Annotated in this window: 20 protein-coding genes; 4 read left to right on the forward strand and 16 right to left on the reverse strand. The window is 41.2% G+C overall.

Annotated elements, in window-relative coordinates; all coding sequences use genetic code 11:
- Positions 1–79: 79 nt before the first annotated feature.
- From LRA01S_RS04415 to gdhA, 12 genes are all read right to left on the reverse strand, one after another.
- A complete protein-coding gene (locus LRA01S_RS04415) occupies positions 80–2,416 on the reverse strand; it encodes an endonuclease MutS2 (RefSeq protein ID WP_061774410.1) in 2,337 nt (778 codons plus the stop codon).
- A gap of 8 nt (positions 2,417–2,424) precedes the next feature.
- Positions 2,425–2,985, reverse strand: a complete 561-nt coding sequence (locus LRA01S_RS04420) for a CvpA family protein (RefSeq protein ID WP_061774411.1) — start codon at positions 2,983–2,985, stop codon at positions 2,425–2,427.
- Between the two features lie 154 nt (positions 2,986–3,139).
- Positions 3,140–3,604 (reverse strand): FAD-dependent oxidoreductase, encoded by a 465-nt coding sequence (locus LRA01S_RS11210; RefSeq protein ID WP_303620937.1) that lies wholly within the window; start codon positions 3,602–3,604, stop codon positions 3,140–3,142.
- 421 nt (positions 3,605–4,025) lie between these two features.
- The gene (locus tag LRA01S_RS11400; protein ID WP_082785386.1) at positions 4,026–4,454 is read right to left on the reverse strand and encodes an iron-sulfur cluster-binding protein; all 429 of its coding nucleotides are present in this window, start codon (positions 4,452–4,454) and stop codon (positions 4,026–4,028) included.
- 73 nt (positions 4,455–4,527) lie between these two features.
- A complete protein-coding gene (locus LRA01S_RS04440; protein WP_061774414.1) occupies positions 4,528–5,307 on the reverse strand; it encodes a DUF4097 family beta strand repeat-containing protein in 780 nt (259 codons plus the stop codon).
- 66 nt (positions 5,308–5,373) lie between these two features.
- Positions 5,374–5,892: a DUF1700 domain-containing protein gene (locus tag LRA01S_RS04445; RefSeq protein ID WP_061774415.1), complete on the reverse strand. Its 519-nt coding sequence runs from the start codon at positions 5,890–5,892 to the stop codon at positions 5,374–5,376.
- Positions 5,889–6,200 (reverse strand): PadR family transcriptional regulator, encoded by a 312-nt coding sequence (locus LRA01S_RS04450; protein WP_061774416.1) that lies wholly within the window; start codon positions 6,198–6,200, stop codon positions 5,889–5,891. The genes LRA01S_RS04445 and LRA01S_RS04450 overlap by 4 nt, the downstream gene beginning before the upstream one ends.
- Positions 6,201–6,375: 175 nt before the next feature.
- Complete coding sequence (locus LRA01S_RS04455; RefSeq protein WP_061774417.1) at positions 6,376–6,975, reverse strand: SdpI family protein; 600 nt, start codon at positions 6,973–6,975, stop codon at positions 6,376–6,378.
- Positions 6,965–7,246, reverse strand: a complete 282-nt coding sequence (locus LRA01S_RS04460; protein ID WP_061774418.1) for an autorepressor SdpR family transcription factor — start codon at positions 7,244–7,246, stop codon at positions 6,965–6,967. The genes LRA01S_RS04455 and LRA01S_RS04460 overlap by 11 nt, the downstream gene beginning before the upstream one ends.
- A gap of 101 nt (positions 7,247–7,347) precedes the next feature.
- Positions 7,348–8,511 (reverse strand): MFS transporter, encoded by a 1,164-nt coding sequence (locus tag LRA01S_RS04465; RefSeq protein WP_061774419.1) that lies wholly within the window; start codon positions 8,509–8,511, stop codon positions 7,348–7,350.
- A 355-nt stretch (positions 8,512–8,866) separates the two neighbouring features.
- Positions 8,867–9,865, reverse strand: a complete 999-nt coding sequence (gene ccpA, locus LRA01S_RS04470) for a catabolite control protein A (protein ID WP_061774420.1) — start codon at positions 9,863–9,865, stop codon at positions 8,867–8,869.
- Between the two features lie 296 nt (positions 9,866–10,161).
- A complete protein-coding gene (gene gdhA / locus LRA01S_RS04475; protein ID WP_061774421.1) occupies positions 10,162–11,511 on the reverse strand; it encodes an NADP-specific glutamate dehydrogenase in 1,350 nt (449 codons plus the stop codon).
- Positions 11,512–11,668: 157 nt separating this feature from the next.
- On the opposite strand from gdhA, the gene LRA01S_RS04480 reads away from it, so the two are divergent.
- The 3 genes from LRA01S_RS04480 to LRA01S_RS04490 all read left to right on the forward strand — a co-directional run bounded on the left by LRA01S_RS04480 (position 11,669) and on the right by LRA01S_RS04490 (position 15,837).
- Positions 11,669–12,757, forward strand: a complete 1,089-nt coding sequence (locus LRA01S_RS04480; RefSeq protein ID WP_061774422.1) for a M24 family metallopeptidase — start codon at positions 11,669–11,671, stop codon at positions 12,755–12,757.
- A 204-nt stretch (positions 12,758–12,961) separates the two neighbouring features.
- Entirely contained in the window at positions 12,962–15,097 is a 2,136-nt protein-coding gene (locus tag LRA01S_RS04485) for an ABC transporter substrate-binding protein/permease (RefSeq protein ID WP_061774423.1), read from the forward strand.
- A complete protein-coding gene (locus tag LRA01S_RS04490) occupies positions 15,097–15,837 on the forward strand; it encodes an amino acid ABC transporter ATP-binding protein (RefSeq protein ID WP_061774424.1) in 741 nt (246 codons plus the stop codon). The genes LRA01S_RS04485 and LRA01S_RS04490 overlap by 1 nt, the downstream gene beginning before the upstream one ends.
- A gap of 169 nt (positions 15,838–16,006) precedes the next feature.
- Here LRA01S_RS04490 and LRA01S_RS04495 read toward each other — a convergent pair whose 3' ends face one another.
- The gene (locus tag LRA01S_RS04495; protein WP_061774425.1) at positions 16,007–16,711 is read right to left on the reverse strand and encodes a glucosamine-6-phosphate deaminase; all 705 of its coding nucleotides are present in this window, start codon (positions 16,709–16,711) and stop codon (positions 16,007–16,009) included.
- A 108-nt stretch (positions 16,712–16,819) separates the two neighbouring features.
- On the opposite strand from LRA01S_RS04495, the gene queA reads away from it, so the two are divergent.
- Positions 16,820–17,851, forward strand: a complete 1,032-nt coding sequence (gene queA / locus LRA01S_RS04500; protein WP_061774426.1) for a tRNA preQ1(34) S-adenosylmethionine ribosyltransferase-isomerase QueA — start codon at positions 16,820–16,822, stop codon at positions 17,849–17,851.
- Positions 17,852–17,937: 86 nt separating this feature from the next.
- Here the strand turns inward: queA and LRA01S_RS04505 are convergent, their stop codons facing one another.
- From LRA01S_RS04505 to purF, 3 genes are all read right to left on the reverse strand, one after another.
- Positions 17,938–18,846, reverse strand: coding sequence for a DMT family transporter (locus LRA01S_RS04505; RefSeq protein ID WP_061774427.1), 909 nt, complete (start codon positions 18,844–18,846; stop codon positions 17,938–17,940).
- A 54-nt stretch (positions 18,847–18,900) separates the two neighbouring features.
- Positions 18,901–19,896 carry an aromatic acid exporter family protein gene (locus LRA01S_RS04510; protein WP_061774428.1) on the reverse strand — a complete coding sequence of 332 codons (996 nt, stop codon included), beginning with the start codon at positions 19,894–19,896 and terminating at the stop codon, positions 18,901–18,903.
- Between the two features lie 126 nt (positions 19,897–20,022).
- Entirely contained in the window at positions 20,023–21,450 is a 1,428-nt protein-coding gene (purF, locus tag LRA01S_RS04515) for an amidophosphoribosyltransferase (RefSeq protein ID WP_061774429.1), read from the reverse strand.
- Positions 21,451–21,747: the final 297 nt, after the last annotated feature.

Here is a 21,747-nt window from a genome sequence, read left to right on the forward strand (position 1 = left end):
CTTGACTTAACGTCAGTACTCTCAATATAATTACACGATAAAAACACTGGAAAATAATCCAGCGTTCCTAATCAATTCTTTATTTCAAAGTAACAATACTAGCCCCACTACCTCCAGCATTCTGCGGTGCATAGGTATAAGACTTGACATGGCGTGAGCGTTGCAAATACTCTCTTACCATATCACGAATAACACCCGTCCCTATACCGTGGACAATCGTAATCTGGTGAAGATTGGCAAGCAGCGCCTGATCCATATAGTCATCCAACATCTTCTGTGCTTCCTCATAGCGGACGCCACGCAGATCAAGTTGGGCTTTGATGTTAGAGGTAACTGTCTTTTTAACAGCCTTGGTCTTAACTTTCTTAACTGTCTCTTCTGGTTCAACCGGCTCAAACTCGTCCTCTGAAAGTTTGGTCGTGATCAAGCCCATCTGAACTTCCCAACGGCCGTCTTTTGCCAGTCTGACCAAATTCCCGCGTTGATTATAGGACAGAACCAAGACTTCGACACCTGGCTTGAGACCACGTTTGGCCTTAGCTTTTTTGAGGACTTTATTTTTCGATAAGTCGACAATTTCAGGTGCTAACTCACCTAATTGGTGCTTGGCATCGATGATTTCATGCGGTTTGAGTAAGGATTTTTCCTGCAAGTTTTTCAGGATATGATCAGCTTCTTCAACGGCTACTTTAACGATATCTTGCGCCTCTTGGCGCGCTTTATTGAGCTCTTTTTCGCGGTCGCGGTTAAAGTTTTCAAGCGCTCGTGTCAAGTCGTGATGCAAGAGTTGATTGTCTTTTTCTAGCGACTTGATCTGTCTCGCTGACTCGGTCATCTCTTGATTTTTTTGTTCTAACGAGGCGATCATGACGTTGACGTCGTGTTCATCCTCGGTCAAAAAGCCTGCGGCTTCCTCCAAAATCTGAGATGGCAAGCCTAAGCGCCGTGAAATTTCAAGCGCGTTCGAGCGTCCAGGTACACCTTGAACCAAACGATAGGTTGGGCGGAAGTTATCCAAATCGAAGGCCATTGAGGCATTCTCCACGCCGACTGATTCGACACCATAGGCTTTTAACTCGGGATAATGGGTGGTGGCTAGCGTTTTCGCATGTTTCGTTTTGAGAAAGTCTAGGATTGAAATTGCTAGGGCTGCGCCCTCTTTAGGGTCGGTTCCTGCACCTAGTTCGTCGAAGAGGACAAGGCTCTTGGCATCCACCTGATCCAAAATCTTAACGATATTGGTCATGTGACTTGAGAAGGTCGACAGGCTTTGGGCAATCGACTGCTCGTCGCCGATGTCAGCGAAGATTTCAGTGAAGATCCCGACTTGACTGCCCAGATCAGCCAGAATCGGCAGGCCAGACTGTGCCATCAACTGTGCGACACCCAGCGTTTTCAGAGTGATCGTTTTACCACCGGTATTTGGCCCTGTGATGACAATCGTTTCAAGCGTCTGATCGAATAGAAGATCGTTTGCCACAACGATTTTAGGATCAATCAAGGGATGTCTTGCAGCATAAAGCTTGATGGCTTTATGGTCAGAAATTTGAGGAACAGTTGCTTTTTGGGCGATTTGATAACGATACTTGGCATTAATGAGATCGATCTGACCGATCAACCATGTGTTCTGACGAATGTCATCAATATGAGGTTTAATCGCTTCAGCTAGTTCTCGCAAGATACGCGCCACTTCGTTTTTTTCTTCGATTTTCTTTTGAGCGATGTCGTTATTGAGCTGAACAACACGGTTAGGCTCGATATAGAAGGTTTGACCTGAGGCACTCATATCATGCACTATCCCAGGGATTTTATTTTTACTGTCACTTCTAACTGGTAAAACGGGACGGCCTTGACGGATGGTAATGATACTTTCTGTCAGACTTGCTTGAGATTTAGAGAGGATTTCTGCTAGAATCTTCTTGACTTCAGCATCACCTTTCTTGATATTTTGGCGCAGGGTAAAGAGTTTATCTGAAGCTGTATCTGAAAGCGCGCCTGCAGCATCAATAACTTGTAAAATCCCTAAAAGATATGAGACATCTACAAATTTGTCGATGGTCTGACCTAATATAGGGAAGCTGACGTTAACGGCTTGCTCAAAAAAACGCCGCGTTTCATTGGCTAAACGCAGAACTTTTTTGATTTTCGCAAATTCTTGACTGGCCAGACTCGCATCCAACTCAATTCGACGGAGGATTTCCGTCAAATCAGCTGTATTGGACAAGGGGACTGGACCATTTTCTTGGACGATTGTCCCAAATTCTGAAAGTTCATCAAACCATTTCTGGATGCGAACTTTGTCAGAAATAGGAGAGAGGTTTGCCATTTCTGCTTGACCTTGTGATGTCGAAAGCGACTGCGCAAGCTGTGCTTTGATCTGGTCAAACTCTAAAATGTCTAGTATTTTTTTATTCATCGTTATTTCTATACTTTAATGTGTGTGATCTGTGTGATAAAGGTTTCTTGTAGCCAACCAGAGAAAAACGGCGTGTTCACTAGCATAACGCGGGCTAGCCCGCTGCCCGCCAATTGATTTTGAACTAAGGGAATCGGAATAGTCGACAAGACCATCAAACCAAGTGACAAAACAAAATAAACGCAGCAAACCGCCAAGGCGCCAGCGATGATGTTGCCTCCCTTACCAAGGATGATTTTATTTTCAAGGGCACTCAGAAAAATACCAATTAAGCGCACGATACCATAGACAATAAGGAAGACAACCAAAAATGCTAAGGTAGCATAAAAAACATGATCAATCTCAAAAAGGAGCTTTGATGTATAAAAAGCTAATTTACTGTCTGATGTGGCTGAGGCAAATGGCACCCACAAGATTATTTTTTCACCTAGGGATTGGTAATTTTTGAGGGCGATAAAAATCGCTACCCATGACCCTAGCGTATAGTAGCCTTGCAGTGCAAGCCCACGCGACTGACCAACTAAGTAGGCCCAAATTAAAATTGCTAAAATTAAAATCGTAATAATCATAGCATTATTATATCACAAAAGGCTAGGATATGCGATTTCTGAACAAATAAAAGAAGCCACAGTTTGCGATTTCATTTAAAACATCTAATAGCTAACATCAAATTAAAACTAGCCTATATTTTGCAAATAATCATCAATCGCCTTAGCCGATTTCTTACTTGCACCCGTTTCTTCCTCGACGATAATCCCGACTTGACGGGTCTATCCGTTTCTGGGAACTGTAGGCTTTCATCAGAGTTAATACGAGCCAGAAATTCCTTAGCAAATAAACGCCATTGAGATTTTCACCTGGAATCTTCATAAAGCTCGGTAGACCTGCACCAGAACCAACAAGGATGCCTTCGTAACCTTCTACTGTTAAGTCAACCAAAGATAGTACCGTACCGATGACCATGTTTGTTCTGATGGTCACGCCTAGTTGCTTGACTGCATCTATTTCTTTTTGTACCAAGGCTTTAGGCAGTCTAACTTCTGGAATACCGTACATCAGCACACCACCAGGCACATGAAAAGCTTCAAATATAGTAACTTGATAGCCGGCTTTTGCTAGATCAGCTGCAAAAGACAAACCTGCAGGACCTGAGCTTATAACCGCTACTTTTTTACCATTTGATGGAATATTTTCTGCCTTAACTGGTCGATTAGCTAGGTTCTAGTCGGCAACAAATTGCTCCAACCGTCCAATGCCAACTGCTTCTCCACGTCTCGATCGAACACAAAACTTTTCACACTAACCTTCCTGAGGACAAACCCTACCACATACAGCTGGTAAATTATTGGTTGCTTGATTTTATCGTATGCCCATTCAAAATCTCCTGCTGCGACAAGCTTAATAAATTCCGGAATCCAGACATTGATGGTGCCCCCCAACGTATGGTTTAGCTTTACATTGCAGACATCTTTTGGCTTCTTTTGTAGCCATTTCTTAAGTGTAACCTACGGATACTTCTAAAAAGTTTTTATTTCTGATATTAGAGGCTTGTTCAGCCATTTTTCGCCTCCTTTCCTTGGCAAATGTGTCCTGCTACTGCTTCTTTTTCTTACTGCTGATACATGGTCTGTCTTCTCATGGCCTCATCAAAATCAACTTGATGCCCATCAAAATCTGGTCCATCAACACATGCAAATTTAATTTTACCATCAACTGTGACGCGACACCCCCCACACATGCCCGTACCATCTACCATGACTTGATTCATGCTCACAATTGTCTTAATGCCATAGGTTTTCGTGAGCTGACTGACCATTTTCATCATTATGATAGAACCGATGGCGATGACAAGATCATAGTCTGCACCTTCATCTATACATTGCTTTAACATATCTGTATCAAATTCTTTATAAGTATTGACCCAATGATGAATTTTCTTTCTATCTTTCACATGGTATTTTTCAGTTAAGAACCGATAACCTCCTGAAAGATAAACATTCACAACTTTGAGATTAAACTCAAAAGAGTATTTTGTCATAAGAAAAGACCTCCAAATGTTAGTTGTTTAATCTAACTTTTGGAGGTCACATCAAAATCGGTTGGAACTTTACTTAGTCAATCTCAATATCACCATTTTGGGCTGTCACTACAAAATTGGCCTGACTTTGCTCACTCTGTCTCGGAGCACCAGACACTCGGATATCTTCATCGCCCCATTTGGTCTTAGCATAAAAATCAGGCAACCGACTATCCTTAATCTCAATATCACCATTTTGGTTGGTAATTTTACCACCAAACGCAATCGTCGTTTGTTTCAACTGGATATCTCCGTTGGTATTACTCACAGTCAAGTTATCAAACTTAGCTCGTTCAAACTTTGCATCTGCATTTGTAGCCGTGATTTCTGCCGCCTTAACAGACACATGGTCAAAATCCAGATCACCGTTGCGACTTTTAGCAAGAATTAGTGAAAGATACTGTGACTCAGGTAAGGTAATGGTAATTTGGTTAGATCTAATGACAATTCCAATACCAAAATTAAGACGTCTCACTTCACTTTCGCTATCTTTAACGGTTAACTGACCATCATCAAAACTGAATTGGGTTGTAACTTTCGATGACCAGTTTTGTGTCGTCACCTTAAATTGTTCGCCCTTTACAACTTTAACATCTGCATTTTTAACATCAATCGCAAGGGATGCAATTTTTGAAGGATCTACTGGCAGTTCATGCCTTACAAGTTTACCTGGCATTTTTTGCTCAGTCTGATACTTAAAGCCATGATCCCAAACCAAGCTACCTGGTTTTTCAAATTGCCAAATTACAATAGCAGCAAGTGTACCTAATGTGAGTAACAGGGCACCTATAATCATCTTTCTTTTATGCGTCATGGTGTAACCCCTTTCTGCCTATTGTTTTTTTGCCAATCCAACGAATCATCACGAACACTCCTTGCTTCAGCCTTTAACCATGGCTGTAACGGCTGGACAAAGCAAGATTAGACCACCAATCACGGAGATACCTGCCGAGATATAGAAGAGACCTCCTAATAGAGATTGCGTTAGGATGAAGATCCCGCCAACGATACCGAGCACTGCTGCAAAACCTAATGCCCCGAGGGTCACAACGATTGAAAAAGCGAGAGCCGCAAACGTCACAACGATGGCGAAAATTAGAGCGACAACAGTAATCGCAACAGGTATCAAAATCGGTGAAGCGAGTAGGGCAAGAGTAATAATCTTAGCCAGCCCAAGTGGCGATTTCTGATTTTCCTCTGGGATATCACGCGCCTCATCCATATAATAATCTGCAACCAAGCGGCGCGCCAGATTTTTAGGCGTGCCAAACTCCGCCACGGCCTGCCCATCTGATAGATGACCTTCATAGAAATACTGCTCATAATAGAGCATGGCGTCTTTGATCTCTGCCTTGGGTAAGGCCTTCAAATTCGTTTCCAAATCCTGTAAATATGTCATTTTGCACCTCCTAAAATCTCACTGATGCCCCTTGAAAAGGCTTGCCACTCCTGCTTTATCTCTGCTAAATGTTGCTGGCCCAATGGTGTAATCTGATAGTACCGTCGCATACGTCCCTCAAAGGGTTCATCGTATGTGATTAAGTCGCCATTTTTTTGTAGCCGGCGCAGGACGGGATACATGGTGGATTCAGACACATTGACGTGTTTTTGGATCTCTTTGGTCAAGAGATAGCCATACATATCTTGGCTGTCAAGAATCGCAAGTACACTACCGTCTAATAGACCCGTTGGTATTTGAATCGTCATATGATACACCTTTCTATACTAATTTCTATACAATATAATACTATACAATAAATAGTATAATGTCAAGTATAAACATAGACTAAAACTATAAAAAAACAGCTCAAAATCAAGACTTTGAACTATTTTTAAGTTGACGATTTTTAAACTGTCATTTTCTAGCTAATCTAATCGAATATCATAAGGGTACTAGGATAATCAAAAATAAAATGACAATAAATGTTAAAACAGCGACTATTGGATACCACGTACTGATGACCCCTCCTAAGATCATTATAATACCAGAAATAACAAGCATCATCCCACCTAAACGGTTCGTTTTTTGCCAATTGTCTGGATTAGACAAAGTCATCGGAAAACGGAATCCAGCGACTCTATTTTGAGATGTCTTAGGTATATAGTTACCTAAGAGGATGAAGATGATACCGACCGTCACCATCGTAATCAAAGCAATATCTAAGTGATAGCCAAGCGCTTGACTCAAGGTTAAAGACTGAAATGTCACTGAAAGGATTGGTAATAACCAGAGCATCAATTTTTCCAGTTTAAGATTTTTTTTTGATGCCGATTCTAGGCTAAATTGAACGATAACGTTAACCCCAACCATGATCAACGGTAAAATCAAAATCCCTGCCAATCTCGTCGCATAGCCATTGGGTTCGCCATCTAATCCCCAATGTATGGGCATCTTCTCTGGTAATTTCGAATAAACAGCCAAGCCCATTAAAATGGGGAGTAAGCCAATCACCGTTGGCCATAACAATTTTTTATATTTCATCAGTCTCTCCTTCTCCTGTAAAACCTTTCAACCACAGCATGGTTTCTTCAAACACACTGAGATTCAACTCATAATAGATAAAATTTTTATACTTACTTTCACGAATCAAATCGGCAACTTTCAACTGTTTCAAATGATTTGAAATCGTGGCGCTGCTCAAACTAAACTGCTCACTAATCTCACCAGCAGATAAACGGCCTGACTTTAGCAGCGTCAAAATATCTCGACGAACTGGATTTGATATTGCCTTAAGGGTTACTTGTAAACTCATCAACCATTCCCTCCTATTCTATTTCGTTTTGTATCTAAATAGATTATAACACTATTTAGATACAAGTCAAAATAGAATGTCAAAAAAATAGCTTTGGTGAGCTATTTTTTCTGTTGTTGATTAATCAAGAGGACTAAGGCTGATAAAATCACCGTTAAGAGCAAGATTAAAGCAGGAAAAATGCTAAAATTCATGACTTTAAATAAGGCCCCAAATAACAAGGGAAAGACAAGAATCCCTAACATACAAAATCCGACATTATAAGAGATGACCTTTTGCGCAATGGGCTCTGGATACATTTGATTGGGTAACATCATCATCAACGGATAGAGGGGCGCCATCGCCAAACCTATCAAAAAGACTGATGCCATTGTATAAAAACCAGGTGGGAAGAAGAGGGTTATGCTCATCAACAGCAAAAGTCCTAAATGACTGTAAATGATTGTTTTATCCGTCATGAAGCGCGTTAGCGCACCTGTAACGAATCGTCCAACCATCAGGCCTAACCAAAATAGGGTAGTATAGAAGGCAGCCTGGGCACTGTTGACCTGAAAATTTTCCACATAGTAGGTCGCTAGGAAGATCCCCATAACTGCTTCTATGGCATAAAAGAAATAAAAAATAGGATTGATGAGATGTCTGAGCTGAAAAGTCTGACTTAAACCCGCATCTGGTTTATCCTCACGCTCAGAGGTAGCAACATCACGTTCAGCGAAGTGACTGCGATAGACAAAAATCAGCAACAAGATCAATATTTCAAGCAAGGCAATGGTACCGATAGCTAAACACCAACTTGAAAAACTAGATAGGAAGAATGTCAAAATTGCAGCACTCATGCTGACGCCAACCCCGTAAAATCCATGGAGAAGACTCATAAGTGAGCTGGGTAAATGTTTGGCCGCAAAGTGATTGACGGTAACATCAATTGCCCCTTGTCCGATGCCCATAAAGGGTGTGCATATGAAAAGTACGATGGGGTTTGAGCTCACGATCATGAGGATTAAGCCAATAATGACACAAAGCATGCTCATCAAGATGACTTGGGCTACCGTTAAATATTTCGCAATTTTAGTATAGAGCATGCTAGAGAAGAATGAAAAGAGGAGCATGATTGTGGTCAGGTAGCTGACTTGACTAGCACCCATGGCATAGCTCTGACGCATACTGGGCCAGGCACTCCCTAAAATAGAGTCTGGCAAGCCTAGGGAGATGTAGATGATGAAATTTAAAACAACAAGTGTTGAAAGTGTGACTTTTTTAGACATGATAACCTCTGTCAATCTATGGGGGAGTTAATATAATCGTTCCAATAGCAATAAAGCGCTTTCCATCATTATAACATGAATGTCAGTCATTTTTCTTTCAATTTTATAAATATAGTAGACATTGTGTTCCCTCTATGCTCTCACTTTGTTATATAACCTTCTACTCGACTTACCTTATCATTTCAATGAAAGAGTGTTTTTACCAATTTCGTATTGTTTCTCACGATTCATCATGCTAATTTTCAATTTGTCGAAAGTTACACAAAAATAGGCTATGAATGATTTTCGATAATCATCGGAAATCATTCATAGCCTATTATTTAGAAGAATTTTAACTTAATCTTCTAATCTTAATTTATTTACTTGAGCCACGTTTGACAAAACCGTGTGGTAAAATCACACGCTTGCCCTCAACTTCTTCTTTATTCATCATTTTAGTCAAGAGACGCATTGATACTGCACCTAAGTCATATAATGGTTGCTCAATAGATGATAGCGTCGGACGTGTGAATTCTGTGATGACTGAGTTGTTGGCTGTGATGATTTCAAAGTCTTCAGGGACATTCACACCACTATTAACCAAGCCATTTAACAAGCCAACGGCTACTTCATCATCCGTTACGACAGCTGCAGTAGCGCCAGAAGCCTTAACCCGTTCTGCCAATTTCAAACCTGCAGGATAGCTGTAAGTTGTTTCAAAAACAAGTCCTTCAGAAAAAGTCAGGCCAGCCTCAGCCAAAGCCGCTTGGTAGCCGGACAAACGTTCTTTACCATTGATTGCGTTAACCATCGGACCCGCAACCAGCGCAATTTTTTGATTGTTTTTCGCAAGCTCTAAGGTCACTTCCTTAGTTGCTACCGTATAGTCGATATTAACAGACGGAATTTGATCTTCTGGATCAACAGCTCCAGCCAAAACAATCGGCGTACGTGTACGTGAGAATTCCGCACGGATTTTATCGGACAAGTTGTGCGCGAGGAAAACCAACCCATCAACCTGCTTGGCAAGCAAAGTATTGACTACGTTGATTTCTTTACCATCATCACCGTCTGAATTTGCAATGACGATATTATATTTATACATGGTCGCGATGTCATCAATCCCACGCGCCAAACTCGCAAAATAGCTGTTGGCAATGTCGGGTATCACGACACCAACAGTTGTTGTTTTTTTAGAGGCCAGACCACGAGCCACTGCATTTGGGCGGTAGTCTAAACGTTCGATGACGTCTAAAACCTTGCGGCGTGTTGTTTCTTTCACATTTTGATTACCATTGACAACACGGCTGACCGTTGCCATCGAGACGCCAGCTTCACGCGCGACATCGTATATTGTAATTGTTTCGCTTTCCATTTTTACATACTCCTTATTTATATTGTATCTCTTTTCATGAAAATAATATTTTCATTTCATTCCTATATATTTTATCACTTTATGAAAAGGTTTTCAAGAACTTTTGCATCTTTTTTTCAAAAAAATTCAATTTTTAATTAAAATAACTCCTTAGACAAGAATATCCTTGTTATCAGAGTGCTTTACCGTTAAAAAATACACAAAAACACGCCTTGCAAAAGTGTCATCGTGATTCAAACAAAACCACTCTAACACCTCTCCGAACTGCGTGTCTGTTATTTGATTATACTTTGTTCTTAAACGAGGCCTTGGGCTAGCATCGCTTCAGAAACTTTTCTGAAACCAGCGATATTGGCACCAGCCAATAAATTATGATCCAAACAAAATTCTTGGGCCGTATCGCGACAGTTTTCGTAGATCATTTTCATGATTTTGTCTAATTCTTGATCTACTGTTTCAAATGTCCATGATAAACGTGCGGAGTTTTGGCTCATTTCCAAGGCTGACACAGCAACGCCACCTGCATTTGCTGCTTTACCAGGACAGTAAACTACTTCAGCTACTTGCAGAAGTTCAACCGCTTCTAGTGTCGTAGGCATATTAGCGCCTTCAGCGACAATCTTAACCCCATTTGCTATCAAGCCAGCCACATGTTCAGGTAAAATTTCATTTTGTGTGGCACATGGTAGCGCAATTTCAGCAGCGACTTGATGCGTCCAAACAGATTGATCTGCAATATATTCAGCTTCAGGTCTAGCTTTAACGTACTCTGTCAAACGCGCACGCTTCACTTCTTTAATCTCTTTCAAGAGGGCCAGATCAATCCCAGCTGGATCATAGATATAACCAGAAGAATCTGATACCGTCACAACAAGTCCACCGAGTTCATGGACTTTCTCAATCGCATAGATGGCAACATTTCCACTACCTGAAACCATGACTTTTTTATCTTTAAAGCTATCCCCTTGATCTGCTAAGAGATGTTTTACAAAATAAACGAGGCCATATCCAGTCGCTTCTGTTCGTGCTAAAGAGCCACCAAAAGTTAAACCTTTACCTGTCAGAACGCCTTGGTCGTTACCACGCAAGCGTTTATATTGGCCGTACATGTAACCAATTTCACGTCCGCCCACACCGATGTCACCAGCTGGGACGTCCAAGTTAGGACCGATATGACGGTGCAATTCTGTCATAAAGCTCTGACAAAAGCGCATGATCTCAGCGTCAGACTTGCCTTTAGGATCGAAATCTGACCCACCTTTACCGCCACCAATTGGGAGACCAGTTAGGGCGTTTTTAAAAATTTGCTCAAAACCTAAAAACTTCAGGATGGACAAGTTAACTGATGGATGAAATCTCAAACCACCTTTATACGGACCGATTGCTGAATTGAATTGCACACGGAAGCCACGGTTGACTTGCCATTTTCCAGCATCATCTTGCCAAGGCACGCGAAATTGGATGGCACGCTCAGGTTCCGTAATCATCTCGACTAAATTATGTTCTAAAATTTCTGGATGTTCTTCCAAAAATGGTGTGAGGTTAGCAAAAAATTCATCAATGGCTTGCAAAAATTCTGGCTGATTTGGATCTTTAGCATGAATCTTGGCTTGTAATGCTGCTAGTGTTGTCGTTGTCTGTGACATAAGGCCCCCTTCGATTTGTAAAACATGATTGACAATTTTATTATAACATACGATCTACCTAAAAACCATTCTATTTGTTTCAATTTTCAATCTTTATTAGATAACTATGACGTATTTTAGTATGGCAATTTGAGTCACAAAGTGGCAAAATAGAGGTATGACAAAACTTACTGAAATTGCCACATATCTCGGCAAAGAAAATTGGGATATGACTTTTATCACCAATCCAACGACTGTTAATTATTTGACAGGTTTTGCGATGGATCCTCATGAACGGATTTTAGGCTTGATGATTTTCCCTGATCGCACACCACTACTTTTCACGCCTGAGCTTGAAGTTGAAAAAGCCAAGGCTCATGTTAATTTTGATGTCATCGGTTATGCGGACAGCGAAAATCCTTGGGCAAAAATTAAGGCCCACTTAGCTAGTCTCAACATCAAAACAATTGCAGTCGAATATGATCACCTGATTCTCAGTAAATCTGACGGTTTGAAATCCGTCTTTGACGGCATCTCTTTTGAAAACCTGACACCATTGATCAACCGGATGCGCCTGATTAAGTCAGATGATGAGATCCAAAAAATGATCGTCGCGGGTGATTATGCGGATAGATGCTTTGACATCGGATTTCAGTTTGCTTCCTCTGAGCAGGGGTTGACTGAGATGGATGTGGTCGCAAAGATCGAGTTTGAAATGAAGCGTCAGGGCATTTCTGAGATGAGTTTTGATACCATGGTTTTAACTGGTGCGCGTGCAGCTAATCCGCATGGTGTGCCTGAAGCAGTTGCCATTCAGCAAAATAAACTCTTACTTTTTGACTTGGGTGTCATGTCTAATGGCTATGCTTCTGATGCCAGCCGGACGATTGCCATTGGTCAGCCGAGTGACTTTGATCGGAAAATCTATGAGATTACACGTGAGGCGCAACAAGCTGCTTTTGATTTTGTGAAACCTGGTGTGACGGCTTTTGAAGTCGATAAAGTGGCGCGTGATGTGATCACGAAAGCTGGTTATGGCGAGTACTTCACACATCGGACTGGCCATGGGATTGGTATGGATGTGCATGAGTTTCCGTCTATTGGTGGTAGCGAAGATATTACCATCGAAAAAGGCATGTGTTTCTCTATTGAACCTGGTATTTATATTCCTAACCAAGTGGGTGTGCGCATCGAGGACTGCCTCTATGTGGCAGAAACTGGTGCTAAAAGTTTTACTCAAACATCCAAAGATTTACTCATTTTTTAAAAATAACACTGAGCACCCACTCAAGGTGCTTTTTGTTTACTTTTTTGTCAATGACTGCAATGTATTCGAAATTTTTGACAATGATAAAATTAACAAGAGATGTCAGGAAAAGTGACATACCATAAAAAACCTTCTTTATTTTCACGCATTTTTATGATAGAATGGGAAGGAATATAGTTTGAATATTTTGAAAGGGAACCAAACATGAAGAAGAAATTATTGATACTCCTCACGGTTTTCATCGCCTTGTTCTCGGCAACTGCAGTTAAAGCCGAAAATAAAGTGGTAAAAATAGCTAGTGACTCAACCTATGCACCTTTCGAGTTCCAAGATGCCAATAAAAATTACGTCGGCATTGATGTTGATTTGATGCAAAAAATCTCTGAGATGAATGGTTGGCAACTTGACCAATCTTTCCCTGGCTTCCAAGCTGCTCTAGATCAACTTAATGCTGGTCAGACAGATGGTGTCATTGCTGGGATGTCCATCACAGATGAACGGAAAAAAGTCTTCTATTTTTCTGATTCTTATTATGCGTCATCAGTCGTCATTGCCACGAAACAAGGCAATAAAGTTACGGCCTATAAACAGCTAAAAGGTAAAACAGTTGGCGTTAAAAACGGCACGGCGTCACAAGATTTTCTGACAAAAAACAAAGATAAATATGGCTATACAATCAAGACCTACGATGAAGGCTCTCAACTCTATGAAAGCTTAAAAGTTGGTGCAGTTGATGCCATTATGGATGATGAACCTGTTCTCAAATATGCCATCAATCAAGGGCAAGCCTTTGAAATCAATATGGATGGTGAAAAAATTGGTGACTACGGTTTTGCTGTCAAAAAAGGAACGCATGCTGATCTGATTACTGGCTTTAATAAGGCCTTGAAAGAACTCAGAGCTAATGGCGGCTATGATGCGATTTTAAATAAATACACTGCTACTGATGCTGATAAAGAGATTAAACCTCTTAAGTCAGAGTATCGGATTGCATCTGATTCGCTTTTTGCCCCATTTGAATTCCAGAACTCAGCTAAAAAATATGTTGGTATTGACGTTGATTTAATGAAGGCGATTGCCAAAAAACAAAAATTCAATGTTAGTTTAGATTTCGTTGGCTTCCAAACTGCCGTTGACCAAACACAAGCTGGTCATGCTGATGGTATGATTGCTGGAATGTCCATCACAGACGAACGTAAAAATGTTTTCGATTTCTCAGATCCTTACTTCACAGCCAATGCAACGGTTGCAGTTAAAAGTACAACCACTGATATCAAATCTTATAAGGATTTGAAAGGCAAAACAGTCGGTGTCAAAAACGGAACAGCGTCACAAGCTTTTATTGATAAAAATAAAGATAAATATGGTTACAACGTTAAAGTTTTCGATGCCGCTGACACCATGTACGAAAGCTTGAACACTGGCTCTATTGATGCCTTCATGGATGATGAGCCTGTTGTCAAATATGCGATTTTACAAGGTAAGAAGTTTGCAACACCTATCGAGCCTGAAAAAATTGGGGAATACGGATTTGCTGTTAAAAAAGGCACAAATCCTGAATTACTCGCCATGTTCAATGCTGGTCTCGCTAAACTCAAAGCGAACGGTGACTACGATAAAATCGTTGAAAAATATATGGGGAATACAGATTCTGACGATAATAAAGTCGACGAATCTACGATGATCGGTATCATCAAAAACAACTGGCAACAACTAGCACAAGGCCTTGGTTATACACTTTCTTTAACCATCGTTTCCTTTGTTTTAGCTTTACTGATTGGTGTCATCTTCGGGCTCTTTAGCGTTTCACCAAGCAAGTTTTTGAAAGGCTTCACAAGAGTCTATGTCGATCTTGTCCGTGGTGTGCCACTTATGGTTTTGGCTATTTTCATCTTCTACGGTGTACCAAACCTAATCGAATCAATTACAGGACATTCTAGCCCACTTAACGATTATGTTGCAGGTGTCATTGCCCTCACTTTAAATGCTTCAGCCTACATAGCTGAAATCGTCCGTGGTGGTGTAAACTCTGTGCCAATCGGTCAAATGGAAGCCTCACGCTCTCTCGGGATTTCTTATGTTAAAACGATGCGTCGCGTCATTCTCCCACAAGCGGTTAAAATTACCATTCCAAGTTTGGTTAACCAATTCATCATTTCACTGAAAGATACAACGATTATCTCAGCGATTGGTTTGATTGAATTACTCCAAACGGGTAAAATCATCGTTGCCCGCAACTTCCAATCATTTAAAGTTTACGGCTTAATCGCAATCATCTATCTCGTCGTCATTCTTGCTTTAACCATCTTTGCACGTCGACTTGAAAGGAATATGAAATAATGGCAAAATTAAAAATTGATGTCACAGATTTGCATAAATCTTATGGCAATAATGAAGTCTTAAAAGGCATTACAACCCGCTTTAACGAAGGCGATGTCGTGTGTATCATTGGTCCTTCTGGTTCTGGTAAATCAACCTTCTTAAGAACCTTAAACGGGTTAGAAGAAATCACATCTGGGACAGTCATTGTAGATGGTTATGATTTGACCAATAAAAAGACTAATCTCAACCAAGTGCGTCAAGAGGTTGGAATGGTCTTCCAGCAGTTCAATCTTTTCCCTAATATGTCGGTAATCGACAATATCACTTATGCACCACTTGAGCTTAAGAAAATGACCAAGGATGAGGCGCATTCCAAAGCCCTCGACTTACTTGAAAAAGTTGGTCTTTCTGATAAGGCAGATGCTATGCCTGAGAGCTTGTCTGGTGGTCAAAAGCAACGTGTTGCGATTGCGCGTGCACTTGCTATGGATCCTGATCTCATGCTTTTTGATGAGCCAACTTCAGCGCTTGATCCAGAAATGGTTGGCGATGTGCTTGAAGTCATGCAAGAACTTGCAAAAGAAGGCATGACCATGCTGATTGTTACCCACGAAATGGGCTTTGCACGTAAGGTTGCCAACCGTGTCATCTTTACTGATGGTGGTGAAATCTTAGAAGACAGCACGCCCGATCAAGTCTTTGAAAATCCACAACATCCACGCTTGAAAGACTTTTTGAATAAGGTTTTGAATGTTTAATTGAAAAATCTCTTTGCAATTTTGAATTGCAAGGAGATTTTTTATATTATCATCTGTCTAAAATTCGTATGACTAACTCAAAAATCCAGACAATATCTGAAATTTTACTAATTTGTTTATGTAAAAAAACACCTGATTAATATCAAATGTTTAATAGACTAACTTGATTTTATTTCAACAACTTAGCAGCTGCTTCGTCCACAATCACGATAACATCATCATGTTTTTGGAGGATTGAGGCTGGCATGCTTTCAGTAATTTCGCCTTCAACCATTGCTTGGATGGCTTCAGATTTACCTTCACCCCAAGCCATGAGGACGATTGTTTTAGATTTCATGATGCTTGCGATTCCCATAGAGACCGCTTTTTTAGGCACATCTGCTTCACACTCAAAGTAACGGGCGTTGGCATTGATTGTGCTTTCAGTTAAATCTACAACATGTGTTGTACTATCAAATGGTGTACCAGGTTCGTTGAATCCGATGTGACCATTGTGACCGATACCCAAAATTTGGAAATCAATTGGATGTGCATCGATAATAGAATCGTAGTGTTTTGTCTCAGCTTCTAAATCTGCTGCTTTACCATCAGGCAAGAAGTTTTCTTTAAATGGTTTTTCGTTGAACAAATGTTGGCTCATGAAGTAACGGTATGATTGTTCATCAGAACCATCAAGACCGACGTACTCATCTAGGTTGATAGATGTTTTATCAGAAAAATCAAGGTCGCTGTTGATGACTTGGTTGTAAAATTCAACGGGTGTTGAGCCTGTAGCCAAACCAAATGTTTGCGCACCAGCGGCGATTTGTTCTTTTAAAATGTCAAGGCCGACTTTAGCCCCTTCGAGTTGATCTTTAACTTTAATGATTTTCATAGTCTCTCCTTCATGCGAAGCTTTATTAATTATTGGTATAGACCAATTATAATACTTTTGCGTTAATTTGTCAAGCATTTACATCTCAAAAGTGATATAATTTATTTTATGAATATTGAAGACTTTAATTTTGATTTACCCGAAGCCCTGATCGCCCAAACTCCTCTAGAGAAACGCTCTGAAAGCCGCCTGCTTATTATTGACAAGGCGACGCAGACGATGACGGATCAACATTTTTATAACATCATCGATGAGTTAGAGACTGGTGATACACTGGTGCTGAATAATACCCGCGTCCTACCTGCCCGTCTCCATGGTCAAAAAGCCGATACGGGCGGTCATATCGAGCTTCTCCTCCTAAAAAATACGGTGGACGACACCTGGGAAGTGCTTGCTAAACCCGCTAAGAAGCTGAAAAATGGCACTGTGATTTCATTTGGTGATGGTCGTTTGACAGCAACGGTTGTTGACGACACCCTAGACCATGGTGGCCGCATCGTCACTTTTAACTACGATGGCATCTTCTTAGAAGTCCTCGAAAGTCTGGGTGAAATGCCGCTCCCACCTTATATCCACGAAAAACTCAAAGATCAAGGCCGCTACCAGACCGTCTACGCTAAAGAAAATGGTTCCGCAGCCGCACCAACAGCTGGTCTTCACTTTACGGATGACCTCTTGGCTCAGATTAAAGCCAAAGGTGTGAACATTGCTTGGGTGACCTTGCATGTTGGTCTCGGTACCTTCCGTCCTGTCAGCGTTGATAACATTGAAGAACATGATATGCATAGTGAATTTTATATCCTACCTGAAGAAACTGCTGCCATTATCAATGCCACAAAAACTGCGGGCAAACGTGTGATTGCCGTTGGGACAACATCAATCCGTACGCTTGAATCTGTTGCCCAAAAATTTGGTGGTAAAGTCCAAGCCGATAGCGACTGGACGAATATTTTCATTAAGCCAGGCTACAAATTCCAAGTCGTTGATGCCTTTTCAACCAACTTCCACTTGCCTAAGTCTACTTTGGTTATGTTAGTTTCCGCCTTTGCTGGCCGTGAATTTGTCTTAGAAGCCTACCAACACGCCATTGATGAACACTACCGCTTCTTTAGTTTTGGTGACGCCATGTTTGTCAAGTAAGGTAGTTTTGGCCTTATCATAAAAATCCCCTATCTGAGTCATGCTGTCTAGCTGACTGGGATAGCGGATTTTTTCTTGTCTTGATTTTAAAGCATCTCTGTCATGATGTCTGTCTTAGCATTGGCCGACTTGGTCGGCAGTTGGGCTAGGATAATGGCGGTAAAGACGAGCGCACAGCCGATGAGTTCGCGACTAGATAAGCGGTCTCCTAGGATGATAAAGCCTGCAAGAAGCGAAAAGACGTCTTCTAGGCTCATGATCATGGAAGCCACAACAGGTTTGACATGCTTTTGGGCGATAATCTGTAAGGTATAGCCGATCCCTGCTGAAATTAAACCAGCGTAGAGGATTGAGACCCTAGCTGAGATGATCCCTGATAGTTCAAGGGGCTCAAAAAAGGGCAGTAAAATGAGGGAGATCAGCGCAGCGACGAAGAACTGGGTCATAGCGAAGTAAATCGGCTCGACTTTGGGCAGGTAATAATCTATAAAAAGGATTTGGCAGGCAAAGCCGATGGCACAAAAGAAAATATAGAAATCACCGGTTTGCACAGTGAAGCTACCACCCGCTAGACAAAGAAGATACATGCCCAGTAGTGCAATGGCTACACTCACCCAGATGCGTAGACTGACTTTTTTCTTGAAGCCTAGCCCGATCAAGGGGATGATGATGATATAAAGCGTGGTGATGAAACCAGCCTTGCCAACAGTCGTGTACTGAATCCCGATTTGTTGGAGGAAGCTCGCGATGAACAAAAGGACACCACAAAAACTTCCTGCTAGTAAAGACGTTTTGAGTTTAGCCTTAGTCATGTTTTTGTCGGCAAAGAAATAGGCGCAGAGTAAGACGGCAAGCCCACCTAGAAAATAACGGCTAGCACTAAAGGTCAGTGGGCCAACATCTGTCGTACCGACTTTCTGGGCGACAAAGGCGATACCCCAGATAAATGCTGTTAATATCAGCAGTAAACAAGATTCGATTTGTTTTTTAGTCATGGTACTGAGGTTTCACTTTCTAATATATAGAGTCAATTAATCAAATATTTTGAGCTATTTTTGTTGTCTTTCTTGACTTAAATGCATATAATCGCGTTTAATTTGGACAAAGGTCTGGATTAGCTGTAAAATTTGAAAAAGTCTGGCGCGGGCTTCAAATTCTTCCCGTGTTTTAGGTAGGTCACTCGCTCGATAGGTATCTAAGGTTTCTTCAACTTGCTGCATGAGGGCTTGGCCATCGTTTTCTTTGGCATAGTTTTTACCAATCGCTTTAAATAGTTGGGCCAGGGCTGTCAGTTGTTCTTTTTGTACGGTGACTTCAATTTGCAGTAAAATCTCAGTGATTTCACGAAAAATTTCAACTTGTGTCGCACGCATGGCAAAGTAATCATAACTTGCCCCTGCACCATCACCAAAACGGTTATCCATATGAGTTCTTGCTAAGACCAAGCTATCAGAAATATACAGTTCTAAATCTTCTACCTTATGTAAAAAATGAACTTGCTCAGTTTGTTTGGCCATGATAAAACTCAAACGCTTAAACAAATCCCGAAAATGGTGCTCCACGCGCTTTTCTCGTTCTGATAATTCTGCTTGAAAATTGGGCATCTTGATATTAACAATAAAGGCTAAGGAAATGGCGATAAAATTCAGGAGAAATTCATTGAACAAAAGTTGTGGCGTGATTTGGGGTGCAATTAAAAGATGCGTGACCAAAACAGCATTAGGTGCGATGCCTTCTGACATGCCACATGCCGCCGAATAGGGGATGAAAATCAGGAGAAAAACACCAAAGACCCAAACTGAATGCCCTAAGATTGAGAACAAAATAACTGACAAAACCATGGCAGCTAAAAAATTAAGCAGGCGATTTTTGCCGCTTTTAAAAGTTGATTTTTTGGTATTGCCAACACTCAAAATCGCGATCACTCCAGCAGCTGTAGCATATTGTAGATGGAATAGATTGGCAATGATAATGGCTAGACTTGCTGCAATGACTGTCTTAACCGTCCGTGCCCCAATCTTAAAGTCTTTCGGTAAAATATTCATAATTTATTATAGCATATCCCTTTTCATGAGTTGCCAGAATTGCACTCAGCGACTGTTTGCTTGGTCTGCAAGTCTCTAGATGATAAAAATGCAGTCTGAGCATGAACTCAGACTACATTTTCCAGCTTAATAAAAGGATACTTTTTCTTTCAACCCGAGATTATAATCGTGTTCGTAATCATAGAGTGGGGTTGGGTAGATGCCATCGAAGTAAGAGGTGCAGATTTGATCACCTAAGCCGATAGCGTCTTTGAGGCCGTCAATCGACAAGAAATGGAGGCTGTCTGAGCCGATGATTTCATTGATTTCCGGCACGGTGTGGTTGGCTGCAATCAGCTCCTGGCGTGTTTGGATATCAATGCCATAGAAACATGGATAGGCAAGGGGCGGGCTTGCGATGACGACGTGAACTTCTGCTGCGCCTGCTTCTTTAAGGAGTTTGACGATTCGTTTTGAGGTTGTGCCACGCACGATCGAATCATCTACCATAACGACGCGTTTGCCTGCGACGACACTGCGAACACCAGAGAGTTTCATCCGAACGCCTTGTTCACGCAATTCCTGGGTGGGCTGGATGAAGGTGCGTTGGATGTACTGGTTTTTAACCAAGCCCATCTCGTAAGGGAGCCCTGATTCTTCTGCAAAACCTGAGGCTGCAGAAAGCGATGAATTAGGCACACCGACGACGATATCTGCTTCAATATGTGGGTTTTCTTTGGCTAGGAGACGACCCATATTTTTTCTAGCGGTATGGATATTGACGCCATTGATATTGCTATCAGGGCGCGCAAAATAGATGAATTCCATGCTACAGATTTTCATGTCTACATCAGTCGTATAGGTATCCACATGGACACCTTTAGCGTCAATGGTCACGACTTGACCAGGCAAGACGTCTTGAACAAAGGTTGCACCAACAACATCCAAGGCACAGGTTTCGCTAGCAATAACGTAGGCACCATTCGTCAGTTGCCCGATTGAGAGTGGACGAAAGCCGTTTGGATCGAGGGCTGCAATGATTTTATCATCTGTCATCAAGAGGTAGGCGAATCCGCCTTTTACCGTGTTAAGTGCAGATTTGACATTATCCATAAGGTTGGTCGAAAATCCCCGACGGATGAGGTGCATGAGGATCTCCGTGTCTGAGTTACTGTGGAAAATCGCGCCTTTGGATTCTAACTCACGTTTTAATGTTCGCGTATTGGTCAAATTACCATTATGGCAAAGGCCAAGCTGACCATCGTAGAAATTAAAGAGAAATGGCTGCACATTATCAATTGATGCTGAACCTGCTGTGGCATAGCGGACGTGGCCGATTGCGGATTGACCTGTTAATTTTTCAAGATGTTTTTCATCTCTGAAGACTTCTGATAAGAGACCCAGATCACGATGACCTTTGAGTTTCCCATTGTCATTTGAAATGATGCCAGCACCTTCTTGGCCTCGATGTTGCAAGGCATGCAGACCAAAATAAGTCAGTCTAGCAGCTTCGGGATGGCCCCAAACACCAAATAGACCACATTCTTCGTTAAGTGATTTTACTTCGTAAGTCATTTTGCACCATTCTTTAAATTTTTCTGTGATTCCTAAATGTCTGTTAATTGAAATAATATGACTTTAGAAACATCTCATGACCTTTATTTTACACTTATTACGAAGTAAAATATAGTAAAATACTATGATTTTGAAGATAATCCAAAGCAATTGTTCGGTTTTTACTTATTTTTGTTTTTACTGTTGACATGCTACAAAGAGACTATAAAAAATGTCTCTATAATTAGACAATGAATGATTTTTGATGTTGATTGAAATTAATCATAGTCTATTTTTGTGTCACTTTTTGATACCTTG

Origin of the sequence: Pseudolactococcus raffinolactis NBRC 100932 (assembly GCF_001591765.1) — a bacterium.
GTDB lineage: Bacteria > Bacillota > Bacilli > Lactobacillales > Streptococcaceae > Pseudolactococcus > Pseudolactococcus raffinolactis.